Source organism: Nonomuraea sp. JJY05, from assembly GCF_043496855.1.
In the GTDB taxonomy this organism is placed as follows: Bacteria; Actinomycetota; Actinomycetes; order Streptosporangiales; family Streptosporangiaceae; genus Nonomuraea.
This window is the reverse complement of sequence record NZ_JBIEIS010000041.1, coordinates 41,164-60,304: the sequence shown is the minus strand read 5'-3', so window position 1 is coordinate 60,304 and position 19,141 is coordinate 41,164. Positions and strand designations below refer to the sequence as shown.

At 70.8% G+C, this 19,141-nt stretch carries 13 protein-coding genes and 1 pseudogene; 9 read left to right on the top strand and 5 right to left on the bottom strand.

Features of this window, described 5'->3' with window-relative positions; translation table 11 throughout:
• Positions 1-44 precede the first annotated feature (44 nt).
• On the bottom strand, positions 45-236 hold the full coding sequence (locus ACFKCF_RS45950; protein ID WP_394501742.1) for a hypothetical protein: 192 nt from the start codon (positions 234-236) through the stop codon (positions 45-47).
• Between ACFKCF_RS45950 and ACFKCF_RS45945 the strand changes: the two genes are divergently transcribed.
• Genes ACFKCF_RS45945 through ACFKCF_RS45925 form a run of 5 tightly spaced genes read left to right on the top strand, consistent with a single transcriptional unit; the run spans position 193 to position 11,129 of the window.
• Positions 193-2,031: an acyltransferase domain-containing protein gene (locus tag ACFKCF_RS45945; protein WP_394501682.1), complete on the top strand. Its 1,839-nt coding sequence runs from the start codon at positions 193-195 to the stop codon at positions 2,029-2,031. The genes ACFKCF_RS45950 and ACFKCF_RS45945 overlap by 44 nt on opposite strands.
• A complete protein-coding gene (locus ACFKCF_RS45940) occupies positions 2,028-4,964 on the top strand; it encodes an SDR family oxidoreductase (RefSeq protein ID WP_394501681.1) in 2,937 nt (978 codons plus the stop codon). The genes ACFKCF_RS45945 and ACFKCF_RS45940 overlap by 4 nt, the downstream gene beginning before the upstream one ends.
• Positions 4,961-7,492: an SDR family NAD(P)-dependent oxidoreductase gene (locus ACFKCF_RS45935; protein WP_394501680.1), complete on the top strand. Its 2,532-nt coding sequence runs from the start codon at positions 4,961-4,963 to the stop codon at positions 7,490-7,492. Before ACFKCF_RS45940 ends, ACFKCF_RS45935 begins: the two co-directional genes overlap by 4 nt.
• Positions 7,489-8,823 (top strand): cytochrome P450, encoded by a 1,335-nt coding sequence (locus ACFKCF_RS45930; protein WP_394501679.1) that lies wholly within the window; start codon positions 7,489-7,491, stop codon positions 8,821-8,823. Before ACFKCF_RS45935 ends, ACFKCF_RS45930 begins: the two co-directional genes overlap by 4 nt.
• Positions 8,820-11,129 carry an SDR family NAD(P)-dependent oxidoreductase gene (locus ACFKCF_RS45925; RefSeq protein WP_394501678.1) on the top strand — a complete coding sequence of 770 codons (2,310 nt, stop codon included), beginning with the start codon at positions 8,820-8,822 and terminating at the stop codon, positions 11,127-11,129. The genes ACFKCF_RS45930 and ACFKCF_RS45925 overlap by 4 nt, the downstream gene beginning before the upstream one ends.
• 50 nt (positions 11,130-11,179) lie before the next feature.
• Here the strand turns inward: ACFKCF_RS45925 and ACFKCF_RS45920 are convergent, their stop codons facing one another.
• The 3 genes from ACFKCF_RS45920 to ACFKCF_RS45910 are packed head-to-tail and all read right to left on the bottom strand — an operon-like array spanning position 11,180 to position 13,909.
• Entirely contained in the window at positions 11,180-12,316 is a 1,137-nt protein-coding gene (locus ACFKCF_RS45920; RefSeq protein ID WP_394501677.1) for a mandelate racemase/muconate lactonizing enzyme family protein, read from the bottom strand.
• Complete coding sequence (locus ACFKCF_RS45915) at positions 12,313-13,248, bottom strand: dihydrodipicolinate synthase family protein (RefSeq protein WP_394501676.1); 936 nt, start codon at positions 13,246-13,248, stop codon at positions 12,313-12,315. Before ACFKCF_RS45915 ends, ACFKCF_RS45920 begins: the two co-directional genes overlap by 4 nt.
• Entirely contained in the window at positions 13,235-13,909 is a 675-nt protein-coding gene (locus ACFKCF_RS45910) for a GntR family transcriptional regulator (RefSeq protein ID WP_394501675.1), read from the bottom strand. Before ACFKCF_RS45910 ends, ACFKCF_RS45915 begins: the two co-directional genes overlap by 14 nt.
• Positions 13,910-14,088: 179 nt before the next feature.
• Here ACFKCF_RS45910 and ACFKCF_RS45905 point away from each other — a divergent pair, with 179 nt between their 5' ends.
• The 4 genes from ACFKCF_RS45905 (at position 14,089) to ACFKCF_RS45890 (ending at position 18,724) form a co-directional block, all read left to right on the top strand.
• On the top strand, positions 14,089-15,447 hold the full coding sequence (locus ACFKCF_RS45905) for an ABC transporter substrate-binding protein (RefSeq protein ID WP_394501674.1): 1,359 nt from the start codon (positions 14,089-14,091) through the stop codon (positions 15,445-15,447).
• A complete protein-coding gene (locus tag ACFKCF_RS45900; RefSeq protein WP_394501673.1) occupies positions 15,444-16,376 on the top strand; it encodes a carbohydrate ABC transporter permease in 933 nt (310 codons plus the stop codon). The genes ACFKCF_RS45905 and ACFKCF_RS45900 overlap by 4 nt, the downstream gene beginning before the upstream one ends.
• On the top strand, positions 16,373-17,278 hold the full coding sequence (locus tag ACFKCF_RS45895; protein WP_394501672.1) for a carbohydrate ABC transporter permease: 906 nt from the start codon (positions 16,373-16,375) through the stop codon (positions 17,276-17,278). Before ACFKCF_RS45900 ends, ACFKCF_RS45895 begins: the two co-directional genes overlap by 4 nt.
• Positions 17,279-17,638: 360 nt before the next feature.
• Positions 17,639-18,724 (top strand): GRAS family protein, encoded by a 1,086-nt coding sequence (locus ACFKCF_RS45890; RefSeq protein WP_394501671.1) that lies wholly within the window; start codon positions 17,639-17,641, stop codon positions 18,722-18,724.
• 97 nt (positions 18,725-18,821) lie between these two features.
• Here ACFKCF_RS45890 and ACFKCF_RS45885 read toward each other — a convergent pair.
• Positions 18,822-19,141: pseudogene (locus ACFKCF_RS45885) on the bottom strand (hypothetical protein); the annotation flags it as partial.

Sequence of the window (19,141 nt, the reverse complement as noted above, 5' to 3'; positions counted from 1 at the left end):
GGGGAAGAGATGCCGGCACCGCTGGCTGCCGCCGGCCGTCCCGCTCAATCCCGTTTCCCGCCGGGGAGGGTGACCGGCTCCCCGGCGGGGAACGACTCGCTGGCGGCCAGTCCGATCGCCAGGGCGTGGGCGCCGTCCCGCTCGTCCGCGAGCGCCACCGGGGAGGCCGCGCCGTCGAACATCGCGGCCAGCATGCGCTCGTCGGCGCCGCCGTGCCCCTCGTGGACCACCGTCACCGGGACGTCGCGCGGGGGCGCCCACAGAGCGCGCCGCCATCCGGGACACGAACCAGGTGGCCGCGTTCGAGATCGGATCCGGCGGCGCGCTGAAGGAAGCCGCGGAATCACCGTTCCCGACGGGCGGAGAGCGCCCGCTGAGGCACGGGGCGAATGGCCCACCGCCACGCTCGCGCTGATCGCCGGCCCCGCCGTTCAAAACCCGCAGGTTGACCCTTTGTGGGCCCGAGGTCCATTCCACGGCTTTGCGATCACCCCTGACTTCACGCTTGCTTTAGGGGTGTCCGCGATGCGTGTAGCGCGGTTACCTTGGCTTCATCGAGCTCGCACGCGGAATATTCCATGCGAATCCCAGGACTGGGACTTTTGCCGACACCGTGCTCTGAGGGGGACCGGAATGCTGAGCTCCGTTGAAATTGTTGTAGGTCTTTTCCCGGGTCAGGGAGCCTATCTGCCGGGCGCTCTGGCGCGGCTACGCGCACATGACCCCGAAACCGCCAAGGTGATCGAAACCATTGACACGGTGGCCGACGGAATTCTCGGAAAAGGCCTGAGCCGGGCCTTTTCCGATGATTCCGCCGATCAATTGGTCGAAGCGGCGCCGGACGTGCTCCAGCTGGCTGTTTTCGCCACTTCGGTCGCCGCCTTTCGTGCGCTCTCCGATCAGGGAGCGCGGTTCAGCGTGCTCGTCGGGCACAGTCTCGGCGAGATCGCGGCGCTGGTCGCCGGTGGCGCGCTGGGCGTCGCCGAGGGCGCGGAGATCCTCTGCCACCGGATCACCGTGCTGCGCGAGCACGACACCAGCGGCGGCGGACTGCTGGCGCTGGGCTGCGCGCACGACCGGGCCCAGCAGATCCTCGACCTGCTGCCGACCTCCGGCGCCGTGATCGCGGTGGACAACGGGCCGGCGCAGACGGTGGTCGCGGGGCGGGCGGACGCGTTGCGCCGCACGGCGACGATCGCCACTGCGATCGGGCTGCCGTCGACCACGCTGCACTCGCCGCATCCGTTCCACAGCCCGCTGCTCGCCCCGGCGCGGCAGGAGCTCGCCCGCCGGCTCAGCGGATACGGCCGCCGGGGCCTGCGCATTCCCGTCTTCTCACCCGTGCTCGGCCGCTACTACCGTGATTCCGACGACCTCGGCGAACTGCTCGCCTCCCACCTCGTCACGCCGGTGCGGTTCGGACCCGCTGTGGAGCGGCTGCACCGCGCGGGCGCCGGCGTGTGGGTGGAGGTGGGCGCGGGGCGCGCGCTGACGTCCCGGGTCCGCTCGATCGAGTCGTCCGCCTCCGTGCACACGCCGCTGCTGGCGGACCTGGACACGCTCCGCGAGACCGGCCAGTTCCTGGCCCCCGCCGCCGAGCCGCGGACGGTCCGGCACACCGGCACGACCATGGCGGACCCGCCCGCGCCCGCCGCCGTGACACCGGAGCCGAGCGCGCCTCCCGCCTCGCTTCCGCCACAGGACACGAGCACGCCCCCCGTGCGGACGCTGCCACCGACGCCACCGGCGGAGACACCCCCGGGGCCCACGTCGAGGGAGGCGGTCGCCGTCCGGGTGCGTGATCTCTACGCCACCACGCTGGAGTACCCGGAGGAGGTCTTCGAGGACGGCGCCGAGTTGGAGGCCGACCTCGGCGTCGACTCGGTCAAGCGGGTGGAGCTGATGGGCAGGCTCGGCGTGCTGTTCGAGCTGGGCCCGCCGCCTGACGACCTGCGGATGGCCGATTACCGGACGTTCGGCCAGGTGGTGGACTTCGTCGTCGACTCGCTGACGAGGGCGGGCACGACATGACAGGCTTCCACGGCCGTGTCGCCCTCGTCACCGGCGGCGCGGGCAGCGTGGGCGCGCGCATCGTGCGCTCGCTCGCCGAGTCCGGCGCCAGGGTGATCATCAACTGCTTCCACTCCTATGACGAGGCCAGGACCCTCGCGGCCGAGCTGGGCGACGGCGTCGAGGTGATCAGGGCGTCAGTGGCCAAGCCGGATCAGGTGCGGCGCATGTTCGACCAGGTCAGCGCCACCCACGGACGGCTGGACCTGCTGGTGAACAACGCCGCCGGCGGGACGTTCACCGCCTGGGACGAGCTGGCGGAGGAGCACCTGGACCAGGCGTTCGAGGTCAACGTCAAGGGCGCGCTCTGGTGCGCGAGGGCGGCCCGCCCGCTGCTGGCCCGATCCGGCGCGGGCTGCATCGTCAACGTCTCCTCGCTCGGCGCGTTCTACGCCCCGGCCAACTACCTGCCGATCGGGCTGTCCAAGGCGGCTTTGGAGGCGCTGACCCGCTACCTGGCGGCGGAGTTCGCCCCGGACGGCATCCGGGTGAACACCGCCTCCGTCGGGCTCATGGACAATCCGGTCGGCCGCATGTTCCCGGGGTTCGAGTCGGTGAGCGCCAACCTGGTGGCGGCCACCCCGCTGGGGCGGCTGGCCACACCGGACGACCTGGCCGACCTGGTCCTGCTGCTGGCCGCTCCCGGCGCGGGATGGATCACCGGGCAGACCGTGGTGGCGGACGGCGGCATGTCGTTGCAGCGCCGCGCCACGTCCCCAGACCCGGAGCCGAAACCAGTACCAGGCCCGAAGCCGAAACCAGACCCCGAGCCAGAACCAGAACCAAAGCTGGAGACGTATTCCGATCAAGAGGTGGATCCTGTCGCGGTGGTCGGCATGGGGCTGGCCGTGCCGGGGGCCAGCGATCCGGACGGCTTCTGGTCGCTGCTCATGGAGGGCGCGGAGCTGTTCGTCGACGTCCCGGCGGATCGCTGGTCGATGGCGGGCTTCCATGACGACGACCCGAGCGCCGCCGACAAGACCTACCAGCGCCGCTCGGGCTTCATCACCGGCTTCGCGCCGCACTCCAAGCTGGCCGCCGAGCGGCCGGACGACGGGCTCGACTTCACCACGGTGTGGCTGCGGCACAGCGTGCACCAGGCACTGGAGGGCGTGGCCAGGCGGGACGGCGACACGTACACCGCCTGTTTCGGCTACACCCCCGACGGCAGCCAGCACCTGCAGGAAGCGCTCATCCGCGAGGAGCTGGGCGAGGTCCCCGACTCCGTGCTGTGGCACGGTGACGCCACCCGATCGCAGCCGTTCCCGCACCGGATCGGCGCCAGCGCCATCGAGGGGCTGTTGCCGGCGGGCACCCGGCTGCTCATGGTGGACACGGCGTGCTCATCCTCGTTGTACGCGATCGACCTGGGACTGCGTGACCTGTTGTCCGGCCGGGCCGACGTCGCCGTGTGCGGCGGGGCGTTCGCGCTGGTCCCCAGCGGGTCGGTGCTGTTCTCCAAGCTGTACGGGTTGTCCAGGAGCGGAGAGGTGCGCGCGCTCGACAGGACCGCCGACGGCGTGCTGTTCTCCGACGGAGCGGGCGCCGTGGTGCTGAAGCGGCTGTCCAGGGCGCTCGCCGACGGTGACACCGTGTACGGCCTGGTCGCCGGGGTCGGCCTGTCCGCGGACGGCAAGGGCAAGGCCATCTACGCGCCGTCCAGCGCGGGCCAGGAGCTGGCCGTCGCCCGCGCGCTGGACAAGTCGCGCGTGAAAGCCGGCGAGGTCGACTGGGTGATCGCGCACGCCACCGGAACCCCGGCGGGCGACGAGGCCGAGTTCCTGAGCTTGCGCGCGGCCTACGCCGGGACGCATCCGGTCCAGGTGACCTCGAACAAGTCCCTGATCGGCCACACGGGCTGGGCGGCTGGGGTGGTGTCGGTCATCCACGCTCTTCTGGGGCTGCGGCACGAGGTCATTCCCGCTCAGCACCGCTTCTCGGCGGCCCCGGACAGCTTCGGCCTGGAGTCGTGCAACCTGGAGATCCCCAAGCGACCCGTGCCCTGGCCGGCGCGGTCGGACCGGCCGCGCACCGTGGCCGTGTCCGGCTTCGGTTTCGGCGGCACCAACGCGCACCTGCTGATCCAGGAGTTCCGGCCGGGCCGTCGCGGCAAGGCCGGCTACGGAGCCAGGACAGGCGAGCCCATGGTGATCGTCGGCTGGTCGGCGCACGTGCCCGGCGCCGAGAGCAACGCACAGGTCGCAGAGTGGGCGCAGGGAAGGCATATCCTGCCGAACTCCTTCGGCGACGCCTACCCGAGCCCGCCGTTCGCCCGGCTGCGCTTGCCGGCCTCCACGATCCGGGCGACCGACCGCACCCAGCTCATGATCATCGAGTGCATGCACCGGATGGACCCCCGGATCCGCGAATTCTGCCGGCGGCACAGCCGTACCACCGGGGTGGTGGTGGGCCACACCGGGCCCACCAGAAACGCGGTCCTCTACGCGATCCGCGCCCACCTCGACGAGCTCGACCGCCAGGCCGTCCCCAAGGCGCAGGAGCTGCGCGAGCGCGTGACCGGACTGATCGCCGAGCCGGACGAGGACTCCTTCCCCGGCGAGATGCCCAACGTCATCCCCGCCCGGCTGTGCAGCTACTTCGACCTGCGTGGGCTCAACATCGCCGTGGACGGCGGCGGAGCCTCGCTCGCCGACGCCTTAGAGGTGGCCGAGTGTTACCTGGACTTCGGCGACGTGGACGTGGTGCTGGTCGCCGTGAGCAACGGCAACAGTCTCACGTCCTGGGGCCGCCTGCTGGGCTGCGGGGAGATCGGCGAGGGGACGTTCTTGTTCGCGATCACCAGGAAGTCGCTGGCGCTGGCCGAAGGCCTGCCGGTGCTCGCGGAGGTGTCCGTGGAGTCCCCCGTGGAAGAGATGCTGGAGGCCATCGCATGACCCGCGCGAACTTCCTGGGCGCGCAGGGCGGGCGCGAGCTGATCGCCTTCCTGAGCGGCGCGCAGAGCCAGACGGAGGTCGAGCTCAGAGCCGACCGGCGGGCGAGCCCGCGGGTGATCCGGCTGAGCAGGCAGCCGAAAGCGGCCTGTCTGCTGGACCGCCACGTGATCGAGCTGGCGCCCGCCCCACGCCGGCCCATCCGCTCCGCCCCGGCCGCGATCCCGGCGGACTCCGTCGTGCTCACCAACTCCGCCGCATTTCGCACCGCGCTGGACCACCAGGACGGCCGGGCACCCCGGCACGTACGGGTGCTGGTGGACGCCACCGACCCCAGCCTGCGCGAGGCCCGCTGGTCGGACCCGGTCCGCGAGCTGCTCGCACTGCACGAGCGCACGTTCATGACGGCCAAAGAGTGCGCGCCACGCCTGGCGGGCGGCTCGTTCGTGGTGAGCGTGGTGGGCGGCGTCACCGAGGCGGGGGTGCCGCTGCCCATCACCGGCTTGTTCACGGGCCTGGTCAAGAGCCTGGCGCTGGAGCTGCCGGACACGAACGTGCTCGCCACCGTGCATGCGGCGGCGCCGCTGGAGGAGGTGCTGGCCACGGTGAGCGCCGAGCTGGGCGCCGGCCAGCTCCTCCCGGTCACCTATCACGTCGGCGGGCGCCGGCTCACCCCGCGAGCGGTGCCCGCCGAGGCCACGCCGGACGGGGTGCCGGCGCTGGGCCAGGACTCCTTGGTGGTGGCCGCGGGCGGGGCGCGCGGCATCGGCGCGCCGATCCTCGCGGCGATGGCCCGGCGATACCGCCCGCGCATCGTGATCCTGGGCAGCTCCCAGTTGCCCCGCGACTCCGGGGAACTGCCCGAGCGCAGCACGTTCATCAGGGCCCAGCTCAACGGGCCAGGCCGGGTCAGCGTGGCCGAGGCGAACGCCAGGTTCGACCGGCTGCGCGAGCAGCGGCAGGTCCGGGACACGCTCACCGAGCTGGAGCGGCTGTCCGGGCCTGGGCGGGTCCGCTACCTGCGCTGCGACCTCCGGGACCCGGACGCGGTCAAGCGTGCCGTCGACTCCGTGGACGGCCCCGTCGACCTCCTGCTCAACATCGCCGGCACCAACCGGGCCTCCGACGTCACCGCGAAGTCCGTCGGCGACTTCCGCACGGTGCGTGACCTGAAGGTGCATACGTACCTGAACCTCAAGGAGGCGCTGCGCGGTCGGGAGCCGCGCCGCTGGTGCAACTTCGGCTCGTTCATCGGGCTGACCGGCCAGCGCGGCGAGACCGACTACGCCGCGGCCAACGACTTCCTCAACATGGCCGCGATGAGCGCGGAGAACGAGTTCACCATCGGCTGGACACTCTGGCGCGACGTCGGGCTCGGTGCCACCCCGCTGATGCGCGCCTTCCTCGCCGAGATCGACGCGTACACCCCGATGCCGACCGAGGAAGGCGTCGACCATTTCCTCACCGAGCTGACCGCCGTGCGGGACGCGCCGGCCACGGTGTTCCTGGGCGACAAGGAACGTGAACTCGTCAGGGGCATCCGGCCGGAGTTCCTGGACTTCTGCATGGGCGAGGCGCGCGCTCTGCCGTACATCGACACGGTGCTGCGCCGCGACGCCACGGACCTGGTCGCGGAGCGCACGTTCACCCTGGACAGGGACGGTTATCTGGAGTTTCACCAGGTGCGCGGTTATCCGACCTTGCCCGGCACCTTCGTGCCCGAGCTGGCCGCGCAGGCGGCGGTCTCGCTGGTGCCGAACCGGGTCCCGGTCGTCTTCGAGGACCTGCGGCTGGAGTCGTTCCTGCGGATCTACCGGAAGGACCGGCCCGAGGTCAAACGGCTCACCGCCACGCTGCTGCGCACCGACGAGCGCGAGTCGGTGGTCGCCGTCCGCGTGCTGGGCGACGTGGTGGCGCCGAACGGCGTGACCGTCGCCCGCGACAAGCTGCACTTCTCGGTCACCGTACGGCTGCGCGACGCTCCCGTGCCCGGCCCGAGGTGGACGCACTGGGACGAGCACGGCAGCAAGCCCCTCCGCGACCCCTACCACGCGCCCGGGTCGGACGTACTCCTGCGCGAGGTGTTCCGGTCGACCACCGGCACCCGGGAGCATCCGCTGGGACGGCGAGGCCGGCTCGCGCTAGACGCGCCCGCGTTGCGACGCTGGTTCCCCGACCTGCTGGTCCCCTCCGTCACGCTCGACGGTCTGGTGCGCGTGGCCGTGCTCCACACCGTCGCGGACCGCTGGACGCCCGTCGCGATCCCGCGCACGGTCCGCCGTATCGACCTGTACGGCGGCCACACCGACCTGACGCTCGCCGCGCTGACCGAACCGGTCGAGCTCTACGTCACCCCCGTCGACCTCGATCTGGAGGATCCCGAGCCGGAGAACCGGGCGATCGCGGTGGCCGCCGACGGCGAGGTGCTGCTCCAGGTGAAGGACATCACGGGCGCCATCGTCGGCTACGTGGACCAGGAGAGCGGCCAATACCTCGACAGGGAACGATTCGACCGCCAGGAGCGCTCATGACACGCCAAGGAACCTGCCCTGTCGCCCACGGCCCGGCCGGGCTGCCGGTGATCGGTGACGCCATCCCCTACTTCAAGGACCCGCTGGCCTACACCCTGCGCATGCAGGAACGCGACTCGCTGGTGTCGGTCAAGCTGCCCATCCCGTTCGTGCAGGTCACCGAGCCGGAGGCGATCGAGCGGGTGTTGCGTACCAACCCGGACAACTACGTACGGGGCAAGCTCTACCGCGGCTTCTCCGGCGTCATGGGTTCCGGCCTGCTGACGCTCGACACCGACCGGTGGCGCGGGCCGCGCAAGGCCGTCCAGCCCGCGTTCAGCCTGCAGCTCGTGCGGAGCAACGCGCGCGAGGCGGTCTGCGCCACCGAGGAGATCATCCGCCGTTGGACGGCGCACGCGGACTCCGGCAACGTCGTGGACGTGGCACCCGACCTGATGGACATCGCTGCCAGGGTCCTGGGCATGGCGCTGATCAGCCAGGACCTGTCGGGCACCGACTACGCGCGAGCAGCCGCGATCGCCAACAAGGTCATCTTCACCCGCACGATCATGGGCTTGCCCGCCATGATCCCCTCCTTCGTGCCGACCCGGTATCACCGCGACCGGAAGTGGGCGAACCGGGTGCTCGACGGCATCATCCACCGGGTGATCGGCTCACGCCGCGCCAGTGGCGAGTACGGCTCCGACGCCGCGGGGCAGCTGCTCGGCGCCGGCCTTTCCGAGGCGGAGGTGTCGGACAACCTCCGCACCCTGCTGCTGGCCGGCTCCGACACCACCGGCCAGGCGCTCGCCTGGACCATGTACGAGCTGGCCAGGCACCCGCAGGCCCGCCGCGCCGTCGAGCGCGAGGTCGACGAGGTGCTCGCGGGCCAGGCGCCCGCACCGGACCGGCTGGGCGAACTGGTGCAGACCACGGCCGCGATCAACGAGGCGCTCCGGCTGCACCCGCCGGTCTGGCAGTTCCCGCGTGACGCCGTCGAGCCGGACTGCCTGGCCGGCCGCACGGTGCCGGCGGGGACGACGGTCCTGCTCAGCGTGTACGGCACGCACCGCTCACCGGAGCACTGGTCCGACCCGGAGGCCTACGATCCCCGGCGTTTCCTCGACGACACCCAGGGCAAGCGGCACAAGTACGCCTTCCTGCCGTTCGGCGGCGGGCGGCGCATGTGCATCGGCAAGGGGCTGGCGATGGCCACGCTGGTGACCGCGGTGGCCATGCTGTCACAGCGCTACCGGCTGCGGCTGCCGGGTGCGCACACCGTGCGCAGCGGACACTACGTGACTCTGTTCCCCAGCAGCGGGATCCCCGCGGTCGTGCAGGAGCGGACGTGACGGCCGCCGCGCCGGTCCGCCCGCACCTGGTGTCCTTCGACACCACCTCTTTCGTCCGGCCCGTCCGTCGCATGATCTGGGAGCCCGCACCGCACCCGCTTCCGCCTCCCTCCCCTGTGGCGCGGCGGCTGCTGGTCATCGGCTCCGACGCGGAGCTGGCCGCGCAGGTGGCGCGCGCGCTCGGCGCGGACCTCTGCGTGCCCGGCCGCGAACCCGAGCGGGACGACTGGGACGGGATCATCGACCTGAACGTCGTGGGCGTCCCCTACCGGTTCGACGGTGGGGAATGGCGGGACGCACTGGTCAGGACGACCCGGATGGTGCAGCGCAGATACGGTGCCTGGGGAGCCGACCCCCGCGCCGACCGGTACTGCTACATCGCCGTCACCGCCATGGGCGGGCTGATGGGTTACCACGACGGGGCGATCGACTCCCCGCTGGGCGGAATCTGGGCCGGCTTCGCCAAGTGCCTGCCCCGCGAGCTGCCCAACCTCGCGGTAAAAGTGCTGGACGTCGACGCCGTCGACCCGGCCCACCTGGCCGAGCTGCTGACAGCCGAGCTGGCAGCCTGGGACCTGTTCGAGATCGGCTACCGGCGGGGAGTCCGCCACGCCTTGAACGCGCGGCCGAGCCCGGAACCGCCGCCCCGCGTCGAGCTGGGGTCCGACGACATGGTGCTGATCTCGGGAGGCGCCCGTGGCGTCGGCTTCGCCCTGGCCCGCGGGCTCGCCGAGGAGTTCGGCTGCCAGGTCGTGGTGACCGGCCGCGGCGAGCTTCCGGCCGAGGCCGGCTGGCTGACCATGGACGACGCGGACTACTCCGAGTACTGCCGGGCCAGAGTGCGGTCCGCCCGCACCGCCAGGGAACTTCGGGACGTACGCGCCGCGCTCAAACGAGAGACCGAGCTGCGGCAGGTCGGCGCGAACCTGGCGGCGGCCCGGCGGGACGGCCTGCGCATCACGTACGAGCCGTGCGACTGCGTGCGGCCGGAAGAGGTCGACGCGCTGTTCGCCCGCATCCCCGATCCCAGCGTGATCGTCCACAACGCGGGCATCGATCTGCCGACCAGGCTCGACAACAAGACCCCGGAAGACGTGGTGCGAACGGTCGACGTGAAGGTGACGGGCTTCGCCAACCTCACCCGCGCGGTGCTCCACACTCCCGGGAGGCGGGACACGCTCAAGGTGTTCTGCAACGTCGGCTCGCTGGCCGGACGCATGGGCGGCATGATCGGGCAGATCGACTACGCCGCGGGCAACGAGGCTCTGTCCAGACTCGGGTTCTGGGCGCGCAACACGCTCGGGCTGCCCGCGCAGACGTTGTGCTGGCCGACCTGGGAGCGGCTCGGAGTCATCGCCAACTACGACGCGGCGGTCCGCTACGTGTCCACCATCGATCCGGCCGAGGGAGTCCGGCGGTGGATCCGCGAGCTGCGCTCCGGCCGCACCGGGGAGGTCATGTTCATCGGCCAGGTCGGCAGCATGCTGGTGCCCACTCAGCTACGCGGCTTCCGGCTCTTCACCGGGCATCCGGATCTGCCCAGGTTGCACGGGCTCGCGCACTTCCTGGGCACCGTCGAGCTCTTCGAACCGTCCCGCCGGCTAAGCAGCAGCGTGATCCATACGCCGGGCTCCCATCCGTGCCTGGCCGAGTTCACCGTGGACGGGCGTGCCGCGCTGCCGATCTCGGTGCTGATCGAGCAGGCGTGCTCGGTCGCCGACTGGGTCGTGCCGCCCGACCGGCCGCCGCAGCACCTGGTCGAGATGCGGGACGTGGAGGTCCGGCTGTCCGCGCTGATCCTGGCCCCGGACGGGAGCCGGTTCACCACCCGGGCGCTGGGCGAGACCCTCGAGGAAGGCTGGAGCGTCCAGGTCACGATCACGGCCGGGACCGGGGAGACGGCCGGGTCGATGCGACTGCTCTACCGGTCGTCGCCGCCGGTGCCCGCGCAGCCCGTACCGCCATCGGTCACGCGCGGCGTGGCCGCTTCCGGCGGGCGGCTGGCCTGGTCGGGGCTGGTGCTCGGCGCGGGAGACCGGCTGCCCACCGTGACCGCCGCCGATCTGTGGACGTCGCCGTTCCCGCCGCCGCACGGGATCGCCCCCGCCGCGCTCGATGCCGTGGTGCGCCGAGCGGGACCGGTGACGGGCGACCTCGTCAAGATCGCCCGTATCGTTCCGTATCCAGGGGCGCAGCAGGTTGACGAGCTCCGTCCGGTCGCCGGCGGCTGGGCCGGGCTGAGATCAGGCCGCCAGGTCCTGTCCATCGAGGGGGTGGCAGCCGGGCCCGCCCTGTCCACTCCCTGAGCCGCGCTCCGTCGTGGCTGTGTTTTGGCGCGGTACAGGGCCCCGCGGTGTCAGCAGAACGCGAGGGACCCGTCCGGCCGGACGGGGACCCGGCGTTCCCAGTGCACGTAGTCGTCCTCCGCCAGGGCGTCCTCGTCGATGGTGATCCCCCACCCGGGCCGGTCGGGACGCAGCTCCAGGTGCCCGTCGACCGGCACGTACGGGTCCGGGCACCACCTCGTCGTCTCCGGCTTGTACTCCAGGATCGAGAAGTTGCTGCAGGCCGCGGCGAAGTGCACGTTGTGCGCGGTGGCCAGTGGCCCCATCGGGTTGTGGGGCGCCACCATGGTGTTGAAGGTCTCGGCGAGGGTCGCGATGCGCCGCATCTGGGACATGCCGCCCACCACGCAGATGTCGGGCTGGACGAGGTCGGCGCCCCCGTGGGTGAGCAGGTTCAGGAACTCGTGGGGAGAGTAGAGGCTCTCCCCGGTGGCCAGGGGCACCTCCAACTGCTGGCGCAGGTAACCCCAGGAGGCGAAGTGCTCCGGGCGGATCGGCTCCTCCAGGAAGAGCGGGTCCATCGGCGCCAGGGCGTTGCCGAGCTGAACCGCCTGGTAGGGCTCGAAAATCTTGGCGTGCGCGTCGAAGGCGAAGTCGAACTCCTCCGGGCAGCACCGCCTGACCTCCTGAGCCCATTCCGCCGTCTCGGCGACGACGAGGCCCCAGCGTCTGGCGTGCAGGTCCGTACGGAACGGGCTCAGCTTGAAGGCGGTGAGCCCGTGGCGCCGGTGCAGCTCGGTGGTCTGGCGGCGGCACTCGTCGGGGTCGGGCGCGGAGTAGAGCCCGCAGTAGACGCGCACCCGATCCCGTACGGCGCCGCCGAGCACCTGGTAGACGGGCACGCCGAGCGCCTTGGCGGTGATGTCCCACAGCGCGTGGTCGATGGCGGCGATCGCCGCCAGCCCGAGCGCCCCCTGCGGGAACCTGGCGGTGCGGAGGAGGAGCTGGGACACGTATTCCACGCGCCGCGGGTCCGTACCCCTGATCTGCCCGCCGAGGTAGTCGAGCAGGGGGCCGAGCGCCAGGTCGGGACCGTGGTTGTAGGCCTCGCCCCAGCCGCTGACGCCCTCGTCGGTGTCGACGCGCACCAGCACCCGGGGACGCTCGCCGACGCGCTGCACGAACGAGCGCAGGCCGCTGATCCTCATGACGCCGCCGCGGGCAGGGGCCCGAGGTCGTCGGCCTTCGCCCACTCAGTGAGGATCCGCGCGACCTCCTGCCGTTCGCCTTCGCCGAGGACGGTGCTCGGCGCCCGGACCGCGCGGTCGCACAGGCCGAGCTGGTGCATCGCCTCCTTGACGACGCTGACGTTGTTGGCTCCGCCGTCGACCGCGCGCAGGTGCTCGAACCGCGCGATGTCGTGGAGCATCCGCTCCGCCGCCGGATAGCGCTCCTCGCGCAGGGCGTCCCTGAGCCGGAGCGAGAAGCCGGGGTTGACGTTCACCAGCCCGGAGGTGAAGCCCTCGGCCCCGTGGACGGCGTAGGACAGCGCGTACGGCTCGGCCAGCCCGGCGATCCAGACGAACCGGTCGGGGCCTGTCTCCGCGCGTAGCTGCGCGAAACGGTTCACGTCCGCGACGGCGTACTTCAGGGCGATCACGTTGGGGCACAGGTCGCCCAGCCGCGCCAGCAGCCGGCCGTCGACCCAGGCGTTGCGCAGGTAGAGGACCAGGGCCACGTCCGGCACCGCTTCGGCGATCTCCCTGTGGTAGTCGAGCCAGCCCTGGGCCGACACGTGCGGGTGCACCGGCTGGTGCACCATGACCATCCGGATGCCGTGCGCCGCCGCGTGGCGGGCCTCCTCGACGGCGGTGGCGACGTCGAGGCCGATCCCGGCCATGAGGTACGCCTCTCCCCCCACCGCCTCCGCGGCCGCCGTGATCAGCTGAAGCCGCTCCTCGGCGCTCAGGGCGTAGAACTCGCCGGTGTTGCCGTTCGGGGTGAGCACGTTGACGCCCGCGTCGACCAGGCGGCGCAGCAGCGAACGGTACAGCTCGAGGTCGGGAACGCCGCCGGCGTAGGGCGTGACCGGGATGGCGACGACGTCGCGCAGGGCCCGGGAGAGCTCACCGAACCTCACGGCCGGCCTCCTTGATCTGCTGAAGCGCCCGCTCCTGGAACACGCTGATGTGCTGCAACACGAGCCTGGCCGCCTCGTCGGCCTGCCCGTTCAGTGCCGCCTCGAGAATCTGCCGGTGCTCCTGCGCCTCGTCCTCCCAGGAGGGACGCTGGGACCAGACGTTGACGGAGATGAGGGCCGTCTGGTCGCGCAGCTGGTCGAGCACGCCGACCAGCACCTCGTTGTCGCAGTCGGCGTAGAGGGCGCGGTGGAAGTCGCGATTGGCGAGGCTGCGGGTCACCTCGTCCGTGGCCTCGTCCGACTTGCGCAGGGCCTCGCGGGCGAGCCGGCCGCCGTCGCGCAGTCCCGCCTCGACGCTTCGCCGCACCGCGGCCGGCTCGATCAGGCACCGGGCGTCGAACACGCTGCGGGTGAGGCGCTCGTCGACCTTGCGGACCGTCACCCCGGTGTATTCGCTGATGGTGACCAGGCCGGCCCCGCTGAGCGTCTTCAGCGCCTCGCGCACCGGAGTCTTGGAGACACCGAAACGGCTGGCGAGCTCCACCTCCACGAGGGCACGCCCGGCCGCCAGCTCGCCGCTCAGAATGCCGCGACGCAGCGCTTCGAGGACGAGGGCCGTCCTCGAAGACGCTTTGATCGCGCCCAACGCTGTCTCACTCACCCGCGCTCCTTCATTTGTCGTCGATCACCATAACCGGCGCTCCGTCTGGCCGCCGGGGTGGGATCGGAGGGCACATGGCCCATTGTATAGAACCGACCATACCCTAAATCTCATATCTCATGTACCGTATGGCAACCGCACAGCGGAGCGCAGTTCTTGGTGAACGAGAGGAAAGACCCATGACCCGTCAGCACCACCCGGCCGAGGTCCTCGGCCCGCACGCGCTGTCCCGGCGCGGCTTCATCCGGACGGCGGCACGGGCCGGCGTCGCCATGGGTCTGGCGTCCGCGGTGAGCGCCTGCGGCGGCTCAGGCGGCGGCAGCGGCGGCAGCGTCACGCTGCAGTTGTGGGACACCGACACCCGGCCGGAGCGCACGGCCAACCTCAAGAAGCTGATCTCGATGTTCGAGGCCAAGAACTCCGGCATCCGCATCAACTACCTGGGCCTGCCCACCGACCAGTACATGCAGAAGATCAACACCGCCATCGCCACGCGCTCCACACCCGACCTGCTCACCCCGAAGGCGTCCGACCTCGCGGCCCTGGTGGCCCAGAACGCGCTCGCTCCCCTGGACGAACGCGTGCAGAAGGCCGGCCTCGAACAGCACATCTCCGAGCAGATGCTCAAGTCCTCCCGGGCCGCCGCCCCCGACGGCAAGCTCTACCTGACGCCCACCACCAGCCTCGCCGACGTGATCTACTATCGTGCCGACTGGTTCGAGGAGGCCGGGCTGAAGCCGCCGGTCACCTGGGCGGACTTCGACGCGGCCGCGAGCCGCCTCACCGACGCCTCCTCCGGCCGCTTCGGCTACACGCTGCGCGGCGGCAACGGCTTCTTCGCCCAGCTCGTGCAGATGGTCTATCCACGAGCGGGCGTGAGCACGTTCTTCCGCGAGGACGGGTCCTCGACGCTGGACGACCCCGCGGTCATCGCCGCCTGCGAGAAGTACGTGGCCCTGTTCGGCAAGCAGACCGCGCGCAGTGACCTGACCGCCGACTTCAAGACCATGGTGGCCCAGTTCGGCAACGGCGGCGCGGCCATGTTGAGCCACAGCATCGGCTCCTACCCCAACCACGTCGCCGCCCTGGGGGCCGAGAAGGTCGGCGCCGTCGCGCCCTTCCCCGGGCCGGACGGCCAGGTGCTGACCGGCTGGATGACGACCGGGTTCGCGATGTTCCGGGAGAGCGAGCACCAGGAGGAGGCCTGGAAGTTCCTCGCCTACACGATGGAGCCCGAGGGCAACAGCTTCTGGGCCCAGAAGTCCGGATACCTCCCGGGCAACAAGACGGTCGCGAAAGAGCAGTGGGTGACCGAGAACGCCGCCATGAAGGCCGCGCTGGACGCCGCCGCGAAGCCCGGCGTCGTGACCCTGGAACTGCCCTACTACCTGCCGGAATTCACCTCCATCACCGTCACCGACCTGCTTCCGGAATGGCAGAAGGTGCTGCAGGGCAGCCTGACGTCCCGTGACTTCCTCACCGCCGCGGCCGCGGCCCTGACCACGGCCAAGCGCAAGTACGACAAGGAGCACGGATGAGCTCCACGACCGCTGAACCGGTGCGCCGCCCGCCCGCGGCGCGCCGCCCGACCGGGTCCCGGGCCGCGCACGCGTACCTGCTGATCGCCCCGGCCGTCGTGCTGGTGCTGGTGTTCCTGCTCTATCCGGTGCTCAGCGTCTTCTGGGAGAGCCTGCGCCACCACAACCTCACCCGGCCGCTCGACGACGGGTTCGCCGGCCTGGACAACTACCGGGCACTGCTGGCCGACGAGCTGTTCTGGCGGAGCCTGCGCTTCACCGCCCAGTGGGTGTTCGTGGAGGTGGGGCTGCAGTTCGTGCTCGGCCTGGCGCTGGCGCTGGTGCTGAACCGCACCTTCGTGGGCCGCGGGCTGGCCCGCGCCCTGGCCTTCAGCCCATGGGCGGTGTCGGGCATCCTCACGACGACGATCTGGATCCTGCTCTACAACCCCACCACCGGGATCGGGCACTACCTGGCGTCCATGGGCATCGGCGAGTACGGGACCTCCCTGCTGTCGGATCCCGACACGACCTTCTGGGCCTTGGTCATCGCCGAGATGTGGAAGGGCATCCCGTTCTTCGCCATCCTCATCCTCGCCGACCTGCAGTCGGTGCCACTGGAGCTGTACGAAGCCGCGAACGTCGACGGCGCCGGGCCGCTGCGCCGGTTCTCGGCGGTGACCTGGCCGCACATCCGCAGGGCCGTGGTCATCGCCACGCTGCTGCGGGCGGTGTGGGAGTTCAACAACGTCGACCTGCTGTACACGATGACCGCCGGCGGCCCGGCGGGTTCGACGACCACGCTGCCGCTCTACGTGGCCCAGACCGCCATCCACGACCAGGACTTCGGCTACGGCTCCGCGCTCACCGTCACGGCGTTCCTGCTGCTGACCTTCGCGTCTCTGGTCTACCTGCGCATCAGCTCCGGCAATTCCAAGGAGGACAAGTGAGCCTCGCCACCCGCGACGACGTCGGACGGGCCCCGGCGGCACCACCGACCCGGCGGCAAGCGACCGGCGCGCACGCGGCCCGCAAGCGACGGCGCTCGGTGGGCGACCGCCTGATGCTGTGGTTGCCGCTGACGTTGTTCCTGCTCTTCACGCTCGTCCCGTTGTACTGGATGGTGCTGTTCGCCTTCCGGCCGCCGGGTTCCACGGCCCTCGTGCCGTGGCCCATCACGCTGGAGAACTTCCGCAGGGTCTGGGAGGGCTCGGGCTTCGGCGTCTACTTCCGCAACAGCATCGCCGTCGCGGTCGCCAGTCTCATCGTGTCGACGGTGATCGGCATGCTCGGCGGGTACGCGCTCGCCCGCCTCACTTTCCGCGGCAAGAACGTCTTCCTGGTCATCATGCTGTGCACGCAGTTCATCCCGGGCGCCATGATGCTCATCCCGCTCTTCCAGATCTTCAACGGGCTCTACCTGACGAACAGCCTATGGAGCCTGATCATCGCCGACACCGTCTTCCACCTGCCGCTCTCCCTCGTCCTCATGGCGGGCTTCATCAGAAATGTGCCGGTCTCCCTGGAGGAGGGGGCCCAGGTGGACGGGTGCGGCCGGATCCGGGCGTTCTGCGCGGTTGTCCTGCCGCTGCTGAAGCCCGGGATCGTCGCCGTGGGGTCCTTCGCGTTCATCAGCGCGTGGAACAACTTCCTGTTCGCCATCATGTTCATCAGCTCGCAGGACCGGTTCACCGTGCCCGTCGGGCTGAGCTACCTGCTGGGCGAGTTCGGCACCGACTTCGGCGCCCTCGCCGCCGGGGGCCTGATCGCCGTCGCGCCCGTCGTGCTGCTCTTCGCGTACGTCCAGCGCTTCCTCATCCAGGGGTTGAGCGCCGGCGCGGTCAAGGGCTGACGCCGGTGCGTGGAGACGCGCACGCCGGGTGCGGCGGGCGGGCCGGGGAAACCCACCGTGAACAAGTACGGCAGGGCGCCCCGGTCCGGCCCGGCCCGCCACCGCGCCTGCCGAAACTACATCCATGCAGTTGAAGCTGCATGTGAGTATTCGTGGAGGACTCGACCGAGCCGGTCTCTCCGGCGGGGGCCGCTTGGTTATCGCCTGCGCGGATGGAGCACGCCGTGCGGGGTCGCCCACGCCGACGTCGTCGCACGGGCGCGTCCTCGTCCATTCCTGACCGCCAAGAGCATCCCAAGTTGATTCCAAGGGCATCGCGGCATCCTCGATCATGACCGACGTCGAAGGAAGGGCTTGCACGTGAATTCCCATGCATTCGACCTGCTGTGCCGGGCCGTGGAGGAGACGGACGCGGGCCGCGCCGACACCGCGGGGCGCCGGCTGGAGAAGCTCCGCAGTGTGATCGACCCCGAGAAAGCCGGCGGCGACGACTTTCTCCATCTGCTCTATCACGACGCTCTGACCGCCCGCCATGGAACGTGCCAAGACGAGCGGGACAACCTCTATCTCCGCAGCTTCGAGCGTCCGCAGATCCAGCTGTTCGACCTCGTGGCCGAACACCTGCCGATCGTGAATCTGGCAGGTCGCATCGGCGGCACGCTCCTCGCCGGGCACCTCGCCGGTCAGGACGAGGCCACCCTGCTGTCGGTGGGGATCGGCTCAGGCGGCCAGGAGGCGGCGGTGCTGCGGACGCTCGCGGACCGCGATCAGGCGCCCGGACGGCTGACGGTCATCGGGGTGGACCCCGCGGCGGCCAGCCTCCGCCAGGCCGAACAAGCCATCCGCGACACCGGTGTCACGCTGGACTTCCACGCAGTGCCCCGACTCGCCGAACACATGACCGGCGAGGACTGGGACCTGGTACGCCGTGCGCCACGCCCGCTGGTCATGAACGCCGCGTTCGCGCTGCACCACCTCCGGGACAGTCCGTCCGGCGTGGACGAGCGGAGCACGTTCTTCGAGAGATTGCGCGCGGCCGAGCCGGACGTCGTGGTGCTGTGCGAGCCGGACTCCGACCATCACCGGGTGGCGCTCCCCGAGCGGTTCCACAACTCGTGGGAGCACTTCCACACCGTCTTCCGGCTGATAGACGCGCTGGAGGTGGCGGCCGCCGACCGCAACGCGATGAAGCTGTTCTTCCGCCGCGAGGTGGCCGACATCGTCGGCACAGCCGACGACGAGGAGCGCTACGAACGTCACGAGCCGACCGCCACCTGGCTCGCCCGGCTGCGTGAGGCCGGGTTCCACCCGATGCCGGTGCCCCCGTCCGCGGTGCCGGAAGCCGCCACTCCCGCCGCCATCCGCCAGGACCCGGACAGCGTGCGCATCGGATTCGAGGGCGAGTCGCTCGTCTCCGTCCTGTACGCGGTACCCGCGCGGACGTAGCCGGCGGCCGCGCGGGAATCCGGGCGGTGATCTGTCCGCGCTGCGCGGCCATTCCGGAAGCGATGTGCCGAGACGCCGCCGGACGAACGAGTGGTGCTCATGAGGAACGAATCACGATTGACATCGCCTTGCGAGCCTTCGCTTTGCGTGATCTGTGGAGACGGGGCACGGGAACTGCTTGAGGACGATGAGCGCAGAGCGAGAGCGCGATGAGCGGCATGAAGACGCCGAAGACGCCGGCGCCCAGGTGGTACGACACCGACAAGCCGGTGTAGCGGATCCGGGACGGGAACAACTCGGTCAGATAGGCGGCCGTCGGCGCGTACACCATGGCGCTGAACACGATCTGCAGGGTCACCGCCACGACGACCTGCGCCGCGAAGCCCTGGAGCAGCCGCAGCATCGCCGCCGCGTCTC